2 protein-coding genes and 2 pseudogenes are annotated in these 2,236 nt (G+C 64.8%); all 4 read right to left on the reverse strand.

Annotation, left to right across the window (positions count from 1 at the left end):
- Positions 1–278: pseudogene (locus tag VSR34_RS37790) on the reverse strand (FMN-binding glutamate synthase family protein); the annotation flags it as partial.
- Positions 279–305: 27 nt separating this feature from the next.
- Positions 306–1,007: a protein glxC gene (locus tag VSR34_RS37795; protein WP_342965160.1), complete on the reverse strand. Its 702-nt coding sequence runs from the start codon at positions 1,005–1,007 to the stop codon at positions 306–308.
- Positions 995–1,903, reverse strand: coding sequence for a class II glutamine amidotransferase (locus VSR34_RS37800; protein WP_342965161.1), 909 nt, complete (start codon positions 1,901–1,903; stop codon positions 995–997). The genes VSR34_RS37795 and VSR34_RS37800 overlap by 13 nt, the downstream gene beginning before the upstream one ends.
- Positions 1,904–1,915: 12 nt before the next feature.
- Positions 1,916–2,236: pseudogene (locus VSR34_RS37805) on the reverse strand (type III glutamate--ammonia ligase); the annotation flags it as partial.

Below are 2,236 nucleotides of genomic sequence, written 5' to 3' on the forward strand. Positions count from 1 at the left end.
ACAGGAATATCCAGCACGACGGGTTTCTTCGCGAAACGGGTGCCGAGCACGGTCTGGGTCGAGCACTTCTCGCGATACCCTTCGAGCGGATAGCGCGACAGCGAAGCGCCGAGAAACAGCAGGTCGTCGAAATGCGGCACGTGGCGCTTCGCGCCCAGACCGCGAATCTCATAGAGACCTCGCTGCGCCGCCGAGTGGATATAGTCGATCGTCTTGCGGTCGTAGCCATGTGACTCTTCGTGCTGCAGACGAACGAACTGAACGGGTTTGGCATCCATGGGGGAACCTTGTCGGAGAGCGTGTGTTCAATATTCCTGGTTCGCGTCTGCGTTCCAGTGATAAAGCGTGCGTGCGGAGGCGATCCGCTTGAAGGACGACGGGTCGTGGTCCAGCCCGGCGGCCGCGAGCAACGTGCGCACGGCGTCGATATCGGCCTCGCTCATCGGCTCGTACTGCGCGTCCGCGCCGAGCGATTTCACCTCGCCGCGCACGTAGAGCACCGCTTCGTAGAGCGAATCACCCAGCGCGTCGCCCGCGTCGCCGCATATCACCATGCGGCCCGCCTGCGCCATGAAGGCCGAGAAGCTGCCCACGGAGCCGCCCACCACGATGTCACCGCCCTTGAGCGAGATGCCGCAGCGCAGACCCGCATCGCCGTCGATCACGAGCAGTCCGCCGTGCGCGGAAGCGCCCGCGCCGTTGGAAGCGAAGCCGCGCACATGCACCTTGCCGCTCATCATGTTCTCGGCGACGCCCGTGCCCGCGCTCCCCTCGATCACGATCGTCGCCTGCTGGTTCATGCCACCGGCGTAGTAGCCCGCGTGGCCCTCGATCGTCACGTGCAGATCGGCATCCACGCCCACGGCGATGTTGTGTGCCCCGTTCGGCGACGTGACGGCAATGCGCTGCCCTGCCAGCGCCGCAGCGTCGCCGTGCAGGTACTGGTTCAGGTCGCGGACCGTCCGCGCATCGAGGTCGAAAGCGAGGTCGAAATTCAGGCTTTCCATACGTACATCTCCTCGGGAGCGGGTTCGAAGACCTTCGCGTTGCGGATATCGGGCAGATGCGCGAGCGAGCGAAACTCGGAGGCGATCGCGACGTACTCGTCGTTCTCCGCGACCACGGCCGGCTTGCATGCGAACGGATCGCGGATCAGCGCGAGTTCCGTCGTCGTGCCCATCAGGAACGTGTAGAAGCCGTCAAGCTCCTCGAAGCCCTTTTGCAGCGCGTCGGGCAGCGGGTCGCCTTCGCGCAGGCGCCATTCGAGAAAGCGGCATGCGGCTTCGGTGTCGTTGTCGGTATCGAAGTGGATGCCGAGCGGCTCCAGCTTGCGGCGCACGCCATACGGGTTCGACAGCGATCCGTTGTGCACGAGGCAGAAGTCCTCTCCCGCCGTGAACGGATGCGCGCGGTCCGGCGTGACGGCCGATTCCGTGGCCATGCGCGTATGGCCGACGAGGTGCGAGCCTTTGAGATTCGCGAAGTCGTAGCGCGCGGCCACCTCGGCGGGCGAGCCGATGTCCTTGTAGAGATCGATCGAGCGCCCGGTGGAAAGCAGATAGAGCTTCGGATAATGCTCGCGCAACCACACCTTCACGCGCCCGGCGTCGCCCTGAACCGTGAGCACCGCATGATTGCCCTTCACGTCGAAGCGCGCCGAGACGTCCATGGCACCGTTCAATGCGTCGGCGAGCGCGGCCCAGGGAAACTGCGCGCCCTCGTCCGTGAAGCCCGCGTAGAGGCTCAGCTTGCGCTGGCTCGCCCCCACTTCCCTGCCGAACACCGCGAGCCCCGCCGAATCGGGTCCGCGCTCGGTCATGCCGATCAGCATCGGCACCATCAACTCGCCGAGCCGCTCGCGTAGCGCCGGTGTCTTCACCAGCAACCCTACGATTCCGCACATCGTGTGTTCTCCTTAGAAAAATTCGAGGTAGCTCTTGAGTTCCCAGTCGGAAACGTGCCGCATGTATTCGAGCCACTCCATGCGCTTGAGCTTGAGGAACTCGCCTGCCACCGGGCCGAGCGCCTCGCAGATCAACGTGTCCGCTTCGAGCGCGTCGAGCGCCTGCTCGAGGTTTTGCGGCAACACCGCAATGCCGTGCGCGGCAAGACGCTCCGACGACCACTCGTAGAGGTTTTCGTTGGCGGGCGTGCCTGGATCGAGTTCACTCTCGATGCCATCGAGGCCCGCCGCAATCACGGCGGCCGTTGCGAGATACGGGTTGCAGGAGCCGTC

It is taken from the genome of Paraburkholderia sp. JHI2823 (assembly GCF_038900695.1).
Lineage (GTDB): Bacteria > Pseudomonadota > Gammaproteobacteria > Burkholderiales > Burkholderiaceae > Paraburkholderia > Paraburkholderia mimosarum.